Here is a 16,770-nt window from a genome sequence, read left to right as displayed (position 1 = left end):
ATAATAGAAAAACGAACAATGTGATTAACCTTATTGCTATTGTACAACTGATGCTAAAAATAGCAATGGTTTTTGCCCTGAATAAAAATAGTTAAAGAGGTTCATACTGCCTGACAGACATCCTGTACTTTAAACAGATTCAAATGATTCACAGCAGAATGAGCTCTAATATGCCTGTAAAATTGCAGAAATTTTAATAGATATATGGTATCATATAAACTTATGACAATTAGTAGAGGGGTTTACGATGACAAGAAATACTTCCATTCCATTTACGGTTTCGAAAGATGATAATTTCTTTGATCGATTAGGAGATTATATTGGTGATGTATTTTATGATATTTTGCCAGAACAAGGATTTGAATTACGTGATGAACAAATTTATATGGCCTTCCAGCTTGAGCAGGCATTTAAAAATAAACATACGATATTTGCTGAAGCAGGTGTAGGTACAGGGAAAACGCTTGTCTATTTATTGTATGCGATTTGCTATGCACGTTATAAAGGAAAGCCTGCGATTATAACGTGCGCAGACGAAACATTGATTGAACAGCTCGTGAAAAAGGGCGGAGATATTGAAAAGCTAGAAAAATCGCTCGGACTTGAGGTTGATGTACGACTAGCAAAGGCGAGAGAAAACTATGTGTGTATTAAAAAGTTAAACCCGCTTGCTGAAATAACAGACGATGAGGATATCTTAAGTGTGCATGACGAGATTCCGGAATTTGTTTTTGACACGAGTGCAGTAATGAAATCGTTTGAACGCTATGGTGATCGTAAAGAATACCCGTGGGTTTCTGATGAGAAATGGGAGAAGATCGCTTGGGACCCGCTCCAGCAATGTGCTACCTGTGACTGGAGACACCGCAGTGGCCAAACACTGAATCGAGAATACTACCGCCATGCCAAAGATATTATTATTTGTTCGCATGATTTTTATATGGAGCATGTGTGGACAAAGGAATCTCGTAAGCGGGAAGGACAATTACCATTGCTCCCAGAAGCAAGTTCTGTTGTATTCGATGAGGGGCATCTTTTAGAAGTTGCCGCACAAAAAGGGCTGACCTATCGATTTAACTTTGAAAACTTGACCAATGTGTTGACAGGTTATATGGGTCAGGATGTTCGTGAAGAATCATTGCTTTTAGTAGAAGATATTTTAGCATTAAATGACGAATGGTTTGAATTATTAGGTGAGACAGCTGTACCTGTAGAAGGATCGAACCGTCAGGACATTCCTCGAACGGACACCATGGTGGACATGGCTAAGAGGTTGAATGGAATGGTTCAGCAATTACTGGAACAGTTGGTCTTTGATGCAGAATTATTTTCCATGGATGAATACCATACGAAGATTATTGAGGAATACTTGGAGTTCTTCAGTTATGGTTTAATGAACTTATTGAAGGACGACCAAGGCATCTATTGGCTGGAAGAAAATGATACGACAACAAGTCTAGTTGTTATGCCGCGCTTAGTAGAAGATGTTTTGGAGAAGGAAGTATTTTCACAAAATATCCCATTCGTCTTCTCGTCGGCAACACTTTCACAAGGTGGAGATTTCACCTATTTAGCAGAGAGCTTAGGAATTAGTGACTTTGACTCGTTTACGGTAGCTTCTCCATTTGATTATGAAGAAAATATGAAGCTAAACGGTCATATAGAACAAGAACAGACGATGAAGTGGGAACAAATCGGAGCCCAGTTAAAAGGTAACCATGGCCATACACTTGTCCTGTTTTCTTCTGAGAAAGAAATGAATCAATTTCGGAAGTGGGCAGACACGCAAGAGTGGGATTTTAGGATGCTCTATGAAGGAGAGTATGAGATTAGTGCGACAGTAAGGAAATTTCAAAAGGAAGCGTCTGCGGTCCTATGCACCCATAATTTATGGGAAGGACTCGATGTCCCTGGAGAAGCATTAACACAAGTGATTATTTCGTCCTTGCCATTTCCGCCGAAGGATCCCGTATTCCAAGCAAAACGCAAGCATGTCAGCGACCCAATCATTGAGGTTGATCTGCCTTATATGCTGCTTCGTCTCCGTCAAGGGATTGGCCGCTTGATACGAACAACAGACGACCACGGCGTTATTCAATTATGGATGACAGAAGAAGATAAAATATTATATCAGAAAAAAATAGATGACATTTTACCGGTTGAGATGAATTGGTAAGATATATAGAAGAGGCAGTTATTGATAACTGCCTCTTCTCTTTTTAGCTTTCCCATCGTGCCATGACACCAAAAGCAAAAATAAAGCACCTATCTGCCGCACTATGACACCAAAAACAAAAATAAAGCACCCACCCACCGCGCCATGACACCAAAAACAAAAATAAAGCACCCACCCCGCCGCACTATGACACCAAAAGCAAAAATAAAGCACCATCATGTTCCGCCATCAATTCCTCCATACCTTAAAACCGATTTCTGTTCTAAAATAGTTGAATTATTAGTTCTATAAGTATAGAATAAAGAAAAGTCTAAAAAGGAGGAATTGCATGGACGTTATTAGTGCAACTGTGAAAAAACGAGAAACGTACAGCGTTCACATTAAATATTCGTCACTTTGGGAATGTGCATTGGGCATAGCGGCTATTACAAATACAGCCCTTATTGATTCGTTGGAAAAGTCGATTAGCTACTGGAAGGAAATGCGGGAATCTTTATCACATCGGTTACGTGAGCATCTCGAATATGTTGAAAAAAATAACACATGGAAGGCATTACTTCAGCTATTACATCAAAAAGATTTCACAACACTTCAAGAGTTTACCTCCTATATCGAAATGCTTTCAGAAAAGAGATTAAAATTTATTTGCCTGCCATTTGTTGGAGATGCGTATCAAGAGCTAAGAGAACGTGCTGCATGTCGAGAGAAAGAAGCTATAGAAGCGTTACAGTCACTTACTGCTGCAAATCCATTTTTTCCGGAATACATTGCTTTTATTAGTAACATGGAACAAATGCAATTGAAAAAGCATCTGGTTGAGGTTATGACAGACTGGTATAAACAAGTTATTGAAAATGACCCCGAGCAACTGGAAAAAATCCTGCAAGCAGATGTAGCAGCCAAAAAGAAAATGGAAGTAAAAATGGATCCAGAGGAATTTGTTGAATGGGCAACTGCTGGAATCACATATCTTCCAGAGCCGAGCGTCCACCATGTGCTTTTAATTCCACATGTTACGTATCGGCCATGGAATATTGTTGCCGATTTGGAAGACACGAAGGTGTTTTACTATCCAGTCGCAAACGAAAGCATTTCACCCGATGACAGGTATTTGCCAAATGACTTTTTATTGCTAAAGTACAAAGCACTTGGAGATGAAGCAAGACTGCGGATAATTAAATTATTGTTCGAAAGAAATCGTACACTTCAAGAAATTACAGAAAGAATGGGAATGGGCAAATCCACCATACATCACCATCTTAAAATATTGCGTGCAGCACAATTAGTTGAAATGAAGGACACCAAGTATGCGCTCAAAACAAAAGCAATTGATTCGTTAACAAAGGAATTAGCACTATACCTTCACCAAGAATAGACCGATAATTCTAAAAGAAACTGGTGAGTTATGAACTTATATAAAAACAAATCCTTTACACGTATTTGGGCAGGAAATGCATCCTCTGAATTAGGCGGCGCATTCGGAACATTTTGTAATTCTTTACTCGTCTTTGAATTGACAGGGTCCCCTATGGCTTTAGGAAGCATGTGGCTGCTCTATTTTTTACCATCCCTCCTACTCCAATTATTTATCGGTCCCTATATTGATCGCTGGAGCCGAAAATGGATCATGATTATTGCGTTATGGAGTAGGGCAGCTATTTTCCTAATCCCGCTCATAGGCTATATGACAGGTACATTAGCACCTTGGCATATATACGCCGTTCAGCTCGCCGTTGGTTTAATTACACCTTTGTATGTTCCGGCAAATCAAGCAATACTTCCGACTCTTGTTGCCAAGGAGCAGCTGTCAACAGCAAATGCGTATGTTGATGGCATGGTTCGTTTAATGATGTTACTCGCTCCTGTATTAGCTGGAATTGTCATCGAGTACATCGGAATTCATATTACCTTACTGCTTGTCTGTCTTTTACTAGCTGCAAGCGGAAGTATGCTGCTAGGTATTCGTGAAGGGAGTCGCCCACAGACGACAAGACAAACCTGGCTGGAACAATTTACTGAAGGAGTCGGATATTTTTTCAGGCAAAAAATTATTGTTTGGCTAGGCGTTTTCCTTGCAGTTGTCCAGTTTGGTGTTGGGGTAACCCTGGTCATTGCGCTTCCTTATATAACCGGGGAATTAAACGAAAGCTATGCAGTGTATGGATATTTTATGGCTGGTTTTCCACTTGGTTATGTTATCGGTACACTGCTCGTAGGGAAAATTAAGTTTCGTGACCGTCGTTTCCTAATGCTGGGAGCACTCGTTATTGGGGGTATGACCTATATTAATTTAGGAATAACAACATCGATTTATTTGGCAATCACAACAGAAATCGTTGCAGGTATAGCGATGGCAATTTTTAATGTACATAACCTCACGATATGCCAGCAAATTATTCCAAATCATCTTATGGGAAAGGTCTTCTCTGTTCGTCTGTTAATCATTAGAGGGATGATGCCGATTGGCGTATTAATAGGAGGCGTTTTCAGCGAGATTTGGGGGATTAGATCGCTGTATCTAGGGATTGGTTCTCTCATATGCGCGATTTCTCTGTTTGGTCTATTACTGCCGTATTTCAGATTTATCACGCATTAACGGACTGTAATACCCCCGCCTATAAGCATGAGGGAACCAAAAACTTGTGAAAGCGGGGGATAAACAACCCGTAAATTTTTGATTCTGTTTAACTAACATTCAGTGGGGGAGGGAACCCCCTACTGAGTGAAGTTTCACTTTATTGATAAAAAAGTTGAAGATAGGAAACTAGTTTCGTAATAAAACATAAGGGGCGTTTATGATGACAGGAAAAGAAATTTTAAAGAAGTTTGGAATTTACATGGAAAACGAGCCAGTAAGCATTTATCCATTTTCACCAGTGTACCGAATAGACGATGTTGTTGTGAAACGAACTCAAAAACGACCGCAACCTTTAGTGGGCTATACAACGTATTTATATAAAGAAGGCATAAACGTTGTCATACCTGTACAGTTGGAAATGGATAACCCGCAAACCATCGGAAATGAAACATTTGTCGTTTATCCCTTCATCACTGGAACAGTCTATGCTGGAAAAGATCATGAAGTCTACGAGGCTGGAAAGCTATTAGGAAAAATACATCATCTATCTCCAGAAGAAAACGTATTTCAATTAGGAGAGTACGATGTGTATGACTTTACAATTGATGAAGTTGTTGAAAGTGTTGAAAATATCGAGAAACATGCAAAGCAAAACAACTTTGAGCTGAACGCTGAATTGCTGCAGGAAAGGCTCACACACATCGTTTCTCGACAAGAGGAATTACAGCGTGCTAGTCTTCCGATGGTTATGACACCGCACGATTATAAAGCCAATAACTTAATTTATACGCCAGATCCATATTTAATTGACCCGGATAATGCTGTGTGCATTCCAAGGATTTTTGATTTAGCCTTGGCATTGCTGCTTTTTCATAATGAGATGGAAACAGCACCAGATCAAGTGTTTACACCAAAACAATGGGAACTTTTTCTGAAAGGATATAAAGAATATGTAAGCCTGTCAGCGTTGGAGGTAAGATATTGGGAAAGAGCAATAGAACATGTATTTTTAGATGAGGTTATGTGGCTGATGGCAGAAGTAGAAGAGGACTGGGAAAAAGACTCACAACGAAAGCTGTTTGCAAGTTTGCTAGCATTGCTTGAAGATAAATCTGCTTATAGGCTTGGTTAAGGGTAAAGGACGTTGAAATTGCCCAGGACAGGAGGTTATGTATGAAAAAATACCGTGTCATTGTTGCTTTGTCTCTGTTTGTGCTGCTTATTAGCTGCAGCCAGGGGACAAGTGATTCTGAAACAGATGTTGTACAAGAAAAAATAAATGATGTATTAGGGATAAATCCATATATTCCGCAAACCGACTTCCCGTTTGGCTCTTTACTAATTGGCTATGAAATGGAAACGGAGGAAGGAGAAGTTAAAACAGGTGACCCGATGCAAGCGGAGGTCATCTATTATTTTTCAAAGGATGAACCATTGGATGAAGAAATGAAGAAAGCATGGGGAGACGATCGGAAACAATTAATTTACGGTGACATGTATTTAGATAATACAGCCATACAGATGACAATATCTAAAGGCAGAGTCGGAGAACTTGCAGGTGCTGAAAGTATTGAGGTTGACGGACATGAGGTTCAGTATCAGGTAGTAAATGAAGAACTGGATGTCGTTATTATGGGAATGGATTTCAATGGCTATGGTTATACGATTCAATATTTTCTGCTAGAGGACGAAACGGAGGAGGACGCAATCGCGTTTGCCAAAGAGATAATTCATAATAATAAATAACAGAGGGGAGCAAATGGAACATGCATTTGCTCCCTAATTTGCTTATATCTTTCGTAGCTGATTACCATCCCGACTATCAGGATGGTTTTTCTTCAGTTTTTACTAATTGAATAAAGTGCGTGAGTATTCTTGCTGTAAGTCCCCAAATGACCTTTCCATTATATTCATAGAAAAGCTCGTCAATTTGGCGGACTCTCCAGTTATAATCTTCGCCCCCAACAATTAAATGATACGGGAAATCTGTCTCGGGTGAGACTTGCAGATTTACTTTATAGCACTTCGGTTCGCTTTCCAAAAAGAAAGCGAGCGGAACCGTGAAAACCTCGCCAACCTCGGAAGGGTTTGGGGTAATCTGTTCTAAATTTGAAATTCTCCCAACAAAAGGATAAATAATTCTGCTCAAATCATTCACAATATAATCAAGTGGAATAACGTCATCAATACATGCATCAGATATTCCGAGCTCCTCTGTAGTTTCTCGAATCGCACAGTGTCTTGGATCTGAATCTGTTTTATCGATTCTGCCACCTGGAAAGCAAATATCTCCAGGCTGACTGCGCATATGCATGGATCGTACTTCAAATAAAATATGAGTCTCACCTTCTACCTCTACAAGCGGAAGTAAAACGGCAGATTTGCGAAGTTGATGATGACCAAGAATGCTCGGTGTTCTTCCTTTTAATTTAGCTATGACGGTTGCTGAATCCAAAATATCACCTCCATAAAGGCAAAAGCTCTATTAGCAAAGTCTACTATAGTCAATTAAAAATAACTATATCCCTATTATATGAAGAACCTTAGAGAAAAGTATAGCTATCTGTTCTAAAGATTCAGAGGTTACATTCCTAATTTTATGATAAAATAACGAATGTAAAGTCAATTTACCAGGTAGGATTGTATAAAAATTCCCTACTTGCAAAAGTGCAATTAAGGAATTCGCTTAATGACTCCGCGAATACCAAGTTTTCTAAAAATGATCGAGTGAGGTGCCCAGCAGTGAAGCAGTTATACGCAGGTAAAACAAAGGATGTATTCGAGCTAGAAAATGGTAATTACTTACTAAAATTCAAAGACGATGTAACAGGTGAAGATGGCATTTTTGACCCTGGAGCAAATACAGTAGGGCTATCAATTGAAGGTGCTGGGAAGGCAGGACTAAAACTTACACAATTATTTTTTGAAAAATTAAAGGAAAAAGGCATTCCAACACATTATATTTCAGCAGATGTGGAAAACACAACGATGACAGTTGTGCCGGCAACGGTATTCGGAGAAGGACTTGAAGTGATTTGCCGATATCGTGCGGTAGGCAGCTTTTTACGCCGTTATGGAAAATATGCAGACGAAGCTCAAGCTCTGAATGGTTTTGTTGAAGTGACGTTAAAGGACGATGAGCGCCAGGATCCTCCAATTTCCAAGGATGGACTGGCTATGCTTGGAATTTTAACAAATGAAGAATATGAAACATTGAAAGAATTGACCCGGGAAATCTCTCAAGTCGTGAAAGACGAATTAGCGAAGAAAGCTATTGAGTTATATGATATAAAACTGGAGTTCGGTAGAGACGCTAATAATCAAATCTTACTTATCGACGAAATTTCCGGTGGAAACATGAGAGCTTACAAAAACGGAGAATACATTGAACCACTAGCCTTAGAAAAAATGATGCTAAACAACTAATCACATGTATAGTCAAAAAAATCCTGCTCTTTTTTTATCTGAAAACGAGCAGGATTTTTAGCATTACATAGAATAGAACGCACCAAAAACAAAAATAAAGCACCATTCCGCGCTCGTATGACACCAAAAAGAAAAATAAAGCACCATCCCGCGCTCGTATGACACCAAAAAGAAAAATAAAGCACCATCCCGCGCTCGTATGACACCAAAAACAAAAATAAAGCACCATATAGCTCTCCTATGACACCAAAAAGAAAAATAAAGCACCATTCCGCGCTCCTATGACACCAAAACAAACACCATCCCGCGCTCATCTAGCGCCAAATTAACCCGCTCTCCTACAGTCCTCAACTATCAAAATAAGTTCCTGAACATGACAAATGTCATCCCAATCCATGACGTTTATGACTTATGAAAGATCTAGATGCACATTAAAATAGTATAAAGACACATCCTTTTCTAAGGAGGAAAAAAATGAGTAAACAAAAACAAGCACAATTACGAAAAAGCGTTTCTATCTTTGCTAAGTCAGATACAAGAGCGAGCATCATTCAACTAATTAATTCAATACTTCCATTCTTCCTGTTATGGTTTCTGGCATACCAGAGCCTATCCATATCGTTTTGGTTGTCCTTGCCAATCTCGATTATTGCAGCAGGATTTGTCGTTCGAATCTTTATTATTTTCCATGACTGTACACATATGTCCTTTTTCAAAAACGGAAAAGCGAATCGGGTTGTTGGTACAATTACAGGCATCATCACCCATTTTGCTTTTGAAAAGTGGAAACGGGATCACTCCATTCACCATGCGACAAGTGGTAATCTAGATAAACGAGGAACTGGTGATGTATGGGTAATGACAGTGGCCGAGTATGCTGAAGCTTCGTTTTGGGGGAAATTAGCGTACAGGCTTTACCGTAATCCAATTATTATGTTTGGGCTAGGACCGGTATATCTTTTCTTAATTTCAAACCGTTTTAATCGAAAAGGTGCAAAGCGTAAAGAACGATGGAATACGTATTTGATTAACGTCTCCATTGCGATTATTTACGCATTACTAATTTGGGCTGTTGGCTGGCAGGCATTTTTGCTTGTGCAATTACCAATTTTGTTTATTGCTGGAGCTGCAGGAATCTGGTTGTTCTATGTACAGCATCAGTTTGAGGACTCTTATTTTGAAAATGAGGACGAATGGGATTATGTAAAAGCTGCGGTTGATGGAAGCTCTTATTATAAACTTCCAAAGGTAATCGAATGGATGACGGGAAGTATTGGTTATCATCATGTGCATCATTTAAGTCCAAGAGTTCCAAACTACCACTTGGAAAAGGCCCATGAATCAACACCACCATTACACCAAGCAACAACGATTACGTTAGCTACAAGCTTACAATCGCTTCGCTTTCGACTTTATGATCAGAGAAGCAGATCGTTTGTTTCTTTTAGAGAATTTAAGAAACTTGAGCGCGATGCAAAATTGTCACTTCGATTGGAAGCTAGAAGAACAAGCTTGCAGAAATAATAGAACATGTATAAAACCCTTCATATATCACATGTGAAGGGTTTTTGGTATACTAAGACAAAACAGGCAATGAACAAAGGAGCGGTTGAAATGCAGCATTGGTATCATATTTTTCCGAAAAATACTGGTCTTAGTCTTTTTGCATGGATTGCATTTTGTCTGCTTCCGTTTTACTTTATTCTTCGTTCCTCTTCGCCAGCTGAGATCGCTATTGGTATTGTGATGATTGTATTATTTTTTGTTACATATCGGCTGGCGTTTATAAAGCGAGGCTGGACTGTATATGTATCAGTAGGTATTGAAATAATAATTAGTGTTGGAGTCACACTATATTTCGGATATGTCTATTTTTCATTATTTCTTGCCTTCTTTATTGGGAATATCCAAAATAAAGCTGGTTTTATTTCGTTGTATATTGTTCACCTTGTAACGACAATTGTAGCTGTAAGTATTGGGTTCTCCATACAGACCGAAACTTTCTTTACGCAATTGCCGTTTATTATTATTTGTGTCATTGGAGTTATTTTACTTCCTTTTAATATGTATAATCGAAATAAGCGTGAAAAATTAGAAAACCAGCTAGAGGATGCAAACCAAAAAATTGCCCAATTAATTGTACTTGAAGAACGAGAGCGCATTGGCCGAGACTTGCACGATACATTAGGGCAAAAGCTTTCGCTAATCGGTTTAAAGAGTGAACTCGCTGGAAAACTAATCGGGGTAAACCCAGAATCAGCAAAAAGAGAGCTTACGGATATTCACCAAACGGCAAGAACAGCTTTGAAAGAAGTTCGTGAATTAGTTTCCGGGATGAAGGGGACCAAATTAAAAGATGAAATGCTTCGTGTACGTCAACTTCTTGACGCTGCCCAAATAAGCTGTGACGTAGTGGGGGATCCAGATGTAATAGATGCTCCATTACTTGTCGAAAATGTATTAAGTATGTGTTTGAAAGAGGCTATAACAAATGTGGTAAAACATAGTGAGGCAACGAAGTGTACAATAGTTCTGAAGCAAACACCGGATAAATGGTCCATCTGTGTTATGGATAATGGGGTAGGTATCCAAGACGAGGTATATACGTTTAAGGGGAATGGGATTCTCGGAATGAGGGAGCGACTAGAATTTGTTAATGGGGGCTTAACGTTTGACTCAGAAAATGAAACAAGCCTTATCATTCAGGTCCCGCGTGTAATTCAACAGACGGAACAGGGGGAATCGTCGTGATTCGAATCGTGATTGCTGAAGATCAACAATTGTTACTTGGAGCATTGGGTGCTCTACTTGATATGGAGGAAGATATGGAAGTGGTCGGACAGGTGAAAAACGGTGAAGAGGTATTGGAATTAGTAGAGAAACTAAATCCAGATGTTTGTATAATGGACATAGAAATGCCTGTTAAGACCGGCTTGGATGCCGCTGAATCTTTAAAAGATGATACCTGTAAGGTAATTGTTCTGACTACTTTTGCTCGTTCTGGATATTTTGCACGAGCCCGTAAAGCAAATGTTAGTGGCTATTTGCTAAAAGACAGCCCAAGTGAGGAATTAGCAAATTCAATTCGTGCGATTATGGCCGGGCGCAAGGTTTATGCGCCGGAATTGATTGACATGGCCTATGACGAAGGAAATCCATTGACAGAGCGTGAGGAGCAAGTAATGAAACTCATTGCAGATGGGAAGACGACAAAGGAAATTGCGAGTCAGCTTTATCTGACAAATGGTACCGTTCGTAATTATGTATCATCCATTATGGATAAACTGAATGTCAGCAATCGTATTGAAGCCATTTCCAGATTAAAAGAAAAAGGCTGGTTTAAATAAAAATTTGAGGAGTGACAAAGATAATGAAACATGCAATCTATCAAATGAAAATTATTCCAGGTGATCCAGAGGGAAATCGAAGAAAAATTAAGCAATGGGCAGAAGAGACCGTGCGAACGGAAAAACCAGACATCATTGTCCTACCGGAAATGTGGACTACATCTTATACCTTAGATGAGCTAGAAACATTATCAGACCATGATGGGGAGCCGAGCCTTTCCTTTTTAAAAGATGTAGCAAAAGCAAATGATGTACATATCATTGGCGGTTCGATTCCGAATATGAAAAACGGAGACATCTATAATACTAGCTTTGTTGTGAATAAAGCAGGGGAGCTTGTCTATCAATACGATAAAATCCATCTTGTACCGATGCTGAATGAGCCAGCATACTTAACGGGGGGAACAGAGAAGGTTCAATTATTTGAGCTTGATGGAGTGAAAATGGGGCTGATTATCTGCTATGATCTCCGCTTCCCGGAATTAGCAAGGAGTCTTGCGCTTAAAGGAGCAGAAGTTCTCTATGTTGTAGCAGAATGGCCAAAAGCCAGAGGAGAGCATTGGAAGGCGCTTCAGATTGCTCGAGCGATTGAAAATCAGTTTTATGTTGTTTCATGTAATTGTGTAGGTACACATGATGGTGTGGAATTCTCAGGTAACTCGATGGTAGTCGATCCTTGGGGTAATACATTAAAACTCGGTAGTGAACAGAAAGAAGAGACGATTGTAGAATCAATTGCCTTAGAAAATGTAAATAGCTTTCGTAGCGATGTACCTATTTTCACAAGTAGAGTTCCGGAAATGTACGAACTCTAGACATCGAGAAAACATTACAAAAAAGCTACGCCATTCAAGCTGAAATGTCGTAGCTTTTCATAATAGGTAAGCATTTGAATCACCTTATTGCATAAATGAATGAAGTATCCTCTGCAAAAGGAATACTTCATCTTTTGCAACCGATAAAGATGCGGTTTATTATTTCTTCACATTTGGTGGTTCTTTCATTGCTCCTGTAATAATATCCTCTGTTACGTGAACCTGACACGTTTTTCCTTTGCTATTCACAAATTTAAAAACGCCATTATTAAAGTCTGTTCCAATTTCTTTGTAGAAGATACCTTCGTATAAATTATATTTAGACCTGGCAAAACTTAATCTGTACGTTTCATTTTCATCTTTTTGCAAGAATGCGCGCACTCCTTTTTCATAGGTAGTGTCTTCGATGCTTTTAAGCGTACGATCAATGGAGACAATATGAATATCAATAAAGGTCATTTCTCGAAGTAATGCGTTTATGATGGAACCTTTTGTGATTTCTTCCCAGCGATTTTGCGGGCTTTGCCCAATAATGATTTGTGTAATATTTTGATTGTGTGCGACCTCTGCAATAACTTTCACGAATGGACGTCTTTCATCATCGCGAATCATGAATTCTTCTACGTCTAACTCATCGCAAAGTTCCTTCCATCGTTCTACGTAACCTGATTTATCGGCATCAAATTCGTCATATGGCAATGCATCCACAGTCAAAACATATAATGGGCAATCCATAATCTGAGCCAACTTATGGCCCCGCTTAATTAACCTTTCTCCATTAGGACCATAATAAACACAAACTAAAATGCTTTCATCCATCCGACCTCTTATTTTTTTCATAACGGTACCTTCACCTCTTGACCTATTCATTTAACGAATAATCCCGTTCTGACTATACCAAGATAAGTCTTAGCAGATCCTGGATTTCTAAGGGCTAGACCCGGATTACCGTTGAAATTATTTTAAGTGGAAAAACTCACTAATTATCGTGTATTTATTTTTGAAACTGTATCATTCTAACATGGAATAATCAATTCGTGAAGCCCTAAAAATATAAAAATTGTATGAATCACTTATAGCATACGTGATTTGGATTATTAATTCCAGAGTTAACTGGTAATTTGTTCACTCTATAAACTTTAAAAAGTGCGTAGCATATTATTTTCCTGTATAATAAACAGAGGAAATCACAGTTCCCTTTTAAATCCCGTTTATATTATTACTACAATTTTCTGTAGTATTCTACGCATTATATATTTTTTTAGTTTATTCACTCTTATCATTCCACTGAAATTTAAGCGAGTTTGCGAAAATTCAATTCACGATTGCTTTCATCCATCTAAGGATAGGAGCTCTTATCATTGTATTTAAATATTCTGTATTAATTTAATTGAAGATGTAGAATATAACGTATGTTATTTGTAAACTCCAGTTCACTATGCCCAAAACTTTTCACGCATTAACGTGATAAAAAAGCAAAACGTGGAGGTAGGGGATAAACACCCCGTAAATCCCTAATTCATCGGCGGAAAGGGAATCGCCAATGAATGAAATTTCACTTTTTTAAGGAGTGGGGACCGGAACAATTTTGAATGGAGGTTATCATTTGTTGACGTTGAACATCGCAATAATTATTCCTTTTATTGCAGCTGCACTAATTCCTTTAATTTACAAAAAAATCCCCAAATTCCATATTGGTTGGTTTGCTATTATCGTATCAGTGGTCTTATTTATTTATCTTGCCCGTTACATTCCTTCCATTGCCAATGGAAACGTAATTGAGAATACTGTTCATTGGATTCCTGCATATGGTATTAACTTTACTGCGTATTTAGATGGGCTAAGCTTGATTCTAGCTCTGTTAATTACAGGTGTAGGGTCACTTGTGATATTGTATTCCATCTTCTATTTATCGTCCAAAGAGTCTCTTGGACATTTCTATACGTATCTTATGCTTTTCATGGGAGCGATGCTTGGGGTTGTGCTTTCCGATAATATGATGGTTTTATATGTTTTCTGGGAACTGACCAGTATTTCTTCTTTCTTACTCATTGCATTCTGGTATCAACGCAAGCGGTCGAGGGATGGTGCGAGAAAATCCTTGCTCATTACCGTCGCGGGTGGATTTGCGATGCTTGTAGGATTTATTATGATTTATTCAATGACAGGCACATGGAGTATTCGTGAGGTGATTGGGCTTGTAAGTGAGTTTTCCAACCACGCTTTGTTTATTCCAGCAATGATTTTGGTATTATTAGGAGCATTTACAAAGTCGGCGCAGTTTCCATTCCATATTTGGCTTCCAGATGCAATGGAAGCTCCAACGCCAGTCAGTGCTTATTTGCACTCAGCGACAATGGTTAAGGCGGGGATTTATTTAGTTGCACGCTTTACTCCGATATTTGGTGGAGAGGTGAGCTGGTTCTGGCTTGTAACAGGTGTCGGTATCTTCACACTGTTTTGGGGTTCCTTTAATGCGGTTCGCCAAACAGATCTTAAGGCATTGCTTGCATATTCAACAATTAGTCAGCTTGGTATGATTATGAGTATGTTTGGGATGGGTTCTGCAGCGCTGCATTTTGGCTATACTGTGGAATCGACTTTCTATACACAAGCAACTTTCGCAGCGCTGTTTCACTTAGTGAATCACTCAACATTTAAAGGGGCGCTATTCATGGTCGTAGGGATTGTCGACCATGAAGTGGGAACACGTGATATCCGTAGGCTTGGTGGGTTAATCACCTTAATGCCGATTACATTTACTTTTGCTACAATTGGAAGTTTCTCGATGGCTGGGTTACCGCTTTTCAATGGCTTCCTAAGTAAAGAAATGTTTTTTACTGCTGCTTTAAATATAAGTGAAGCTGGGTTTTTCTCACTAGATACATGGGGTGTTTTAATACCGATAATTGCATGGGTAGCGAGTATCTTTACTTTTGTCTATTCGATGATTATCGTTTTTCAAACATTCCTTGGGCCGTACCAGGAAGAGAAGCTGGAACATCCTGCACATGAACCTCCAATTGGTATGCTGGTTGCGCCTGGGATCTTGGCACTGCTTGTAGTTGGGCTATTCTTTATTCCAAATCTGCTTGGAGATTATTTGCTGCGCCCAGCGATGGCTAGTATCTTCCCGACGCTTTCTGGTGAAGAATTAGGTGTGCCTATATACGCATGGCATGGCTGGGAGAGTCCAGAGTTATGGATGACAGTTGGGGTAGTTATCATCGGAGCATTGCTTTATATCTACCGCAAGTATTGGACTGGTGTATATCGCCTGTTTCCGGAAAAATGGTCGTTTAACGTGTTCTATAGCTTTATCCTTGATTGGATGGAGGAACGATCGACAGCTATTACAAACAACTACATGACTGGATATCTTCGTGATTATCTAGTATATATTTACCTTTTCTTTATTGTCGCAATTGGGGGAACAATCCTTTACACTGGCGCGTATAGCTTTGATATTTCTGGTAATGCGCCGATTACGACATTTGAAGCAATTATCGCTATCGTCATGATGATAGCTGCTATTTCGATTTTATTTGCTAAATCGAGACTGACTGCGATTTTGATCAATAGTATTCTTGGTTTTGGGGTAGCTGCTTTCTTCGTCCTTTTCCGGGCTCCAGATCTGGCATTAACGCAGCTTATCGTGGAGACTGTAACGACGGTGCTTTTCCTTGTTGCTTATTATTTCCTGCCTGAATGGCAGAAAGAGGATGTGCCGCGCAGGTCAAGAAATGTAAATATCGTGATTTCGATTTTAGTTGGTGTTGTCTTTACCGTTATCGCGCTTGCGGTACAAAATGGAAGATTATTTGAAACAATCTCAGGTTATTTTGAAAACTCCTATGAATTAGCAGGTGGGAAAAACATTGTAAATGCAATCCTTGGTGATTTCCGCGCGTTTGATACAATGCTTGAAGTTGTTGTTCTCCTCATAGCTGGGATTGGTGTATACACATTCATCAAATTAAAAGCCAAAAAGGAGGATGAACACTTTGAAGATTAATAATGTCATTTTACGAACAGTGGCTAAAATTGTTGTTTTCATTATCCTTACATTGGCAACGTACCTGTTTTTAGCAGGTCATAATAGTCCTGGTGGGGGATTTATCGGCGGACTTGTCCTCGCCTCGGCGCTCGTATTGCTTTTTATTGTGTACGATATCGAAACGGTTCAGAAAGCAATTCCTGTTGACTTTAAGAAGGTTGCAGCTTTTGGTGCCTTTCTTTCCGTAGGAACTGGGTTTGGTGCTTTGATTTTTGACGTGCCATTTTTATCACAGTCTTTTGCCTATTTTAATCTCCCTTTCTTTGGGGAAACAGAACTTACAACTGTAACTATTTTTGAGGCTGGGGTAGCACTTGTCGTAGTAGGGGTAGTTGTAACGATTATTCTAAGTATTAGTGAGGATGTGTAAT

14 protein-coding genes are annotated in these 16,770 nt (G+C 39.1%); 12 read left to right on the top strand and 2 right to left on the bottom strand.

What is annotated here, in order from left to right; genetic code table 11:
- The first annotated feature begins 247 nt into the window (after positions 1 to 247).
- The 5 genes from NST46_RS04570 (at position 248) to NST46_RS04550 (ending at position 6,500) form a co-directional block, all read left to right on the top strand.
- Positions 248 to 2,176, top strand: a complete 1,929-nt coding sequence (locus NST46_RS04570; RefSeq protein WP_340002468.1) for an ATP-dependent DNA helicase — start codon at positions 248 to 250, stop codon at positions 2,174 to 2,176.
- 328 nt (positions 2,177 to 2,504) lie between these two features.
- Positions 2,505 to 3,551 (top strand): ArsR/SmtB family transcription factor, encoded by a 1,047-nt coding sequence (locus NST46_RS04565; protein WP_340002467.1) that lies wholly within the window; start codon positions 2,505 to 2,507, stop codon positions 3,549 to 3,551.
- A 30-nt stretch (positions 3,552 to 3,581) separates the two neighbouring features.
- Positions 3,582 to 4,772 (top strand): MFS transporter, encoded by a 1,191-nt coding sequence (locus tag NST46_RS04560; RefSeq protein ID WP_340002466.1) that lies wholly within the window; start codon positions 3,582 to 3,584, stop codon positions 4,770 to 4,772.
- A 202-nt stretch (positions 4,773 to 4,974) separates the two neighbouring features.
- Positions 4,975 to 5,886: a phosphotransferase gene (locus NST46_RS04555; protein WP_303446899.1), complete on the top strand. Its 912-nt coding sequence runs from the start codon at positions 4,975 to 4,977 to the stop codon at positions 5,884 to 5,886.
- A gap of 41 nt (positions 5,887 to 5,927) precedes the next feature.
- Positions 5,928 to 6,500, top strand: a complete 573-nt coding sequence (locus tag NST46_RS04550; protein ID WP_303446898.1) for a hypothetical protein — start codon at positions 5,928 to 5,930, stop codon at positions 6,498 to 6,500.
- A gap of 76 nt (positions 6,501 to 6,576) precedes the next feature.
- Here the strand turns inward: NST46_RS04550 and NST46_RS04545 are convergent, their stop codons facing one another.
- Positions 6,577 to 7,209, bottom strand: coding sequence for an NUDIX hydrolase (locus tag NST46_RS04545; protein ID WP_303446896.1), 633 nt, complete (start codon positions 7,207 to 7,209; stop codon positions 6,577 to 6,579).
- Positions 7,210 to 7,496: 287 nt separating this feature from the next.
- Here NST46_RS04545 and NST46_RS04540 point away from each other — a divergent pair, with 287 nt between their 5' ends.
- The 5 genes from NST46_RS04540 (at position 7,497) to NST46_RS04520 (ending at position 12,342) form a co-directional block, all read left to right on the top strand.
- Positions 7,497 to 8,180, top strand: a complete 684-nt coding sequence (locus NST46_RS04540; RefSeq protein ID WP_095314108.1) for a phosphoribosylaminoimidazolesuccinocarboxamide synthase — start codon at positions 7,497 to 7,499, stop codon at positions 8,178 to 8,180.
- Positions 8,181 to 8,654: 474 nt separating this feature from the next.
- Positions 8,655 to 9,704, top strand: coding sequence for a fatty acid desaturase (locus NST46_RS04535; protein ID WP_118888446.1), 1,050 nt, complete (start codon positions 8,655 to 8,657; stop codon positions 9,702 to 9,704).
- A gap of 90 nt (positions 9,705 to 9,794) precedes the next feature.
- The gene (locus tag NST46_RS04530; RefSeq protein ID WP_095314114.1) at positions 9,795 to 10,931 is read left to right on the top strand and encodes a sensor histidine kinase; all 1,137 of its coding nucleotides are present in this window, start codon (positions 9,795 to 9,797) and stop codon (positions 10,929 to 10,931) included.
- The gene (locus NST46_RS04525; protein ID WP_095314116.1) at positions 10,928 to 11,527 is read left to right on the top strand and encodes a response regulator transcription factor; all 600 of its coding nucleotides are present in this window, start codon (positions 10,928 to 10,930) and stop codon (positions 11,525 to 11,527) included. Before NST46_RS04530 ends, NST46_RS04525 begins: the two co-directional genes overlap by 4 nt.
- Before the next feature lie 23 nt (positions 11,528 to 11,550).
- On the top strand, positions 11,551 to 12,342 hold the full coding sequence (locus tag NST46_RS04520; protein ID WP_095314118.1) for a carbon-nitrogen family hydrolase: 792 nt from the start codon (positions 11,551 to 11,553) through the stop codon (positions 12,340 to 12,342).
- 159 nt (positions 12,343 to 12,501) lie between these two features.
- On the opposite strand, the gene NST46_RS04515 is transcribed toward NST46_RS04520, so the two are convergent.
- Positions 12,502 to 13,182, bottom strand: a complete 681-nt coding sequence (locus NST46_RS04515; protein ID WP_095314120.1) for a histidine kinase — start codon at positions 13,180 to 13,182, stop codon at positions 12,502 to 12,504.
- Positions 13,183 to 13,948: 766 nt separating this feature from the next.
- Between NST46_RS04515 and NST46_RS04510 the strand changes: the two genes are divergently transcribed.
- The gene (locus NST46_RS04510) at positions 13,949 to 16,357 is read left to right on the top strand and encodes a Na+/H+ antiporter subunit A (RefSeq protein ID WP_341136822.1); all 2,409 of its coding nucleotides are present in this window, start codon (positions 13,949 to 13,951) and stop codon (positions 16,355 to 16,357) included.
- Entirely contained in the window at positions 16,347 to 16,769 is a 423-nt protein-coding gene (locus NST46_RS04505) for a Na(+)/H(+) antiporter subunit B (protein WP_095314124.1), read from the top strand. Before NST46_RS04510 ends, NST46_RS04505 begins: the two co-directional genes overlap by 11 nt.
- The last annotated feature ends 1 nt before the right edge of the window (position 16,770 follow it).

Source organism: Oceanobacillus sp. FSL W7-1309, from assembly GCF_038002145.1.
GTDB classification, from domain to species: domain Bacteria; phylum Bacillota; class Bacilli; order Bacillales; family Amphibacillaceae; genus Oceanobacillus; species Oceanobacillus profundus.
Note: the sequence above shows the minus strand (reverse complement) of the source record. Positions and strands in the feature narration are given on the sequence as shown.

Excerpts from the sequence above, each read along its gene's own strand:
- NST46_RS04570 (WP_340002468.1), top strand. The coding sequence starts at position 248 with ATGACAAGAAATACTTCCATTCCATTTACGGTTTCGAAAGATGATAAT.
- NST46_RS04565 (WP_340002467.1), top strand. The coding sequence starts at position 2,505 with ATGGACGTTATTAGTGCAACTGTGAAAAAACGAGAAACGTACAGCGTT.
- NST46_RS04560 (WP_340002466.1), top strand. The coding sequence starts at position 3,582 with ATGAACTTATATAAAAACAAATCCTTTACACGTATTTGGGCAGGAAAT.
- NST46_RS04555 (WP_303446899.1), top strand. The coding sequence starts at position 4,975 with ATGACAGGAAAAGAAATTTTAAAGAAGTTTGGAATTTACATGGAAAAC.
- NST46_RS04550 (WP_303446898.1), top strand. The coding sequence starts at position 5,928 with ATGAAAAAATACCGTGTCATTGTTGCTTTGTCTCTGTTTGTGCTGCTT.
- NST46_RS04535 (WP_118888446.1), top strand. The coding sequence starts at position 8,655 with ATGAGTAAACAAAAACAAGCACAATTACGAAAAAGCGTTTCTATCTTT.
- NST46_RS04530 (WP_095314114.1), top strand. The coding sequence starts at position 9,795 with ATGCAGCATTGGTATCATATTTTTCCGAAAAATACTGGTCTTAGTCTT.
- NST46_RS04520 (WP_095314118.1), top strand. The coding sequence starts at position 11,551 with ATGAAACATGCAATCTATCAAATGAAAATTATTCCAGGTGATCCAGAG.
- NST46_RS04515 (WP_095314120.1), bottom strand. The coding sequence starts at position 13,182 with ATGAAAAAAATAAGAGGTCGGATGGATGAAAGCATTTTAGTTTGTGTT.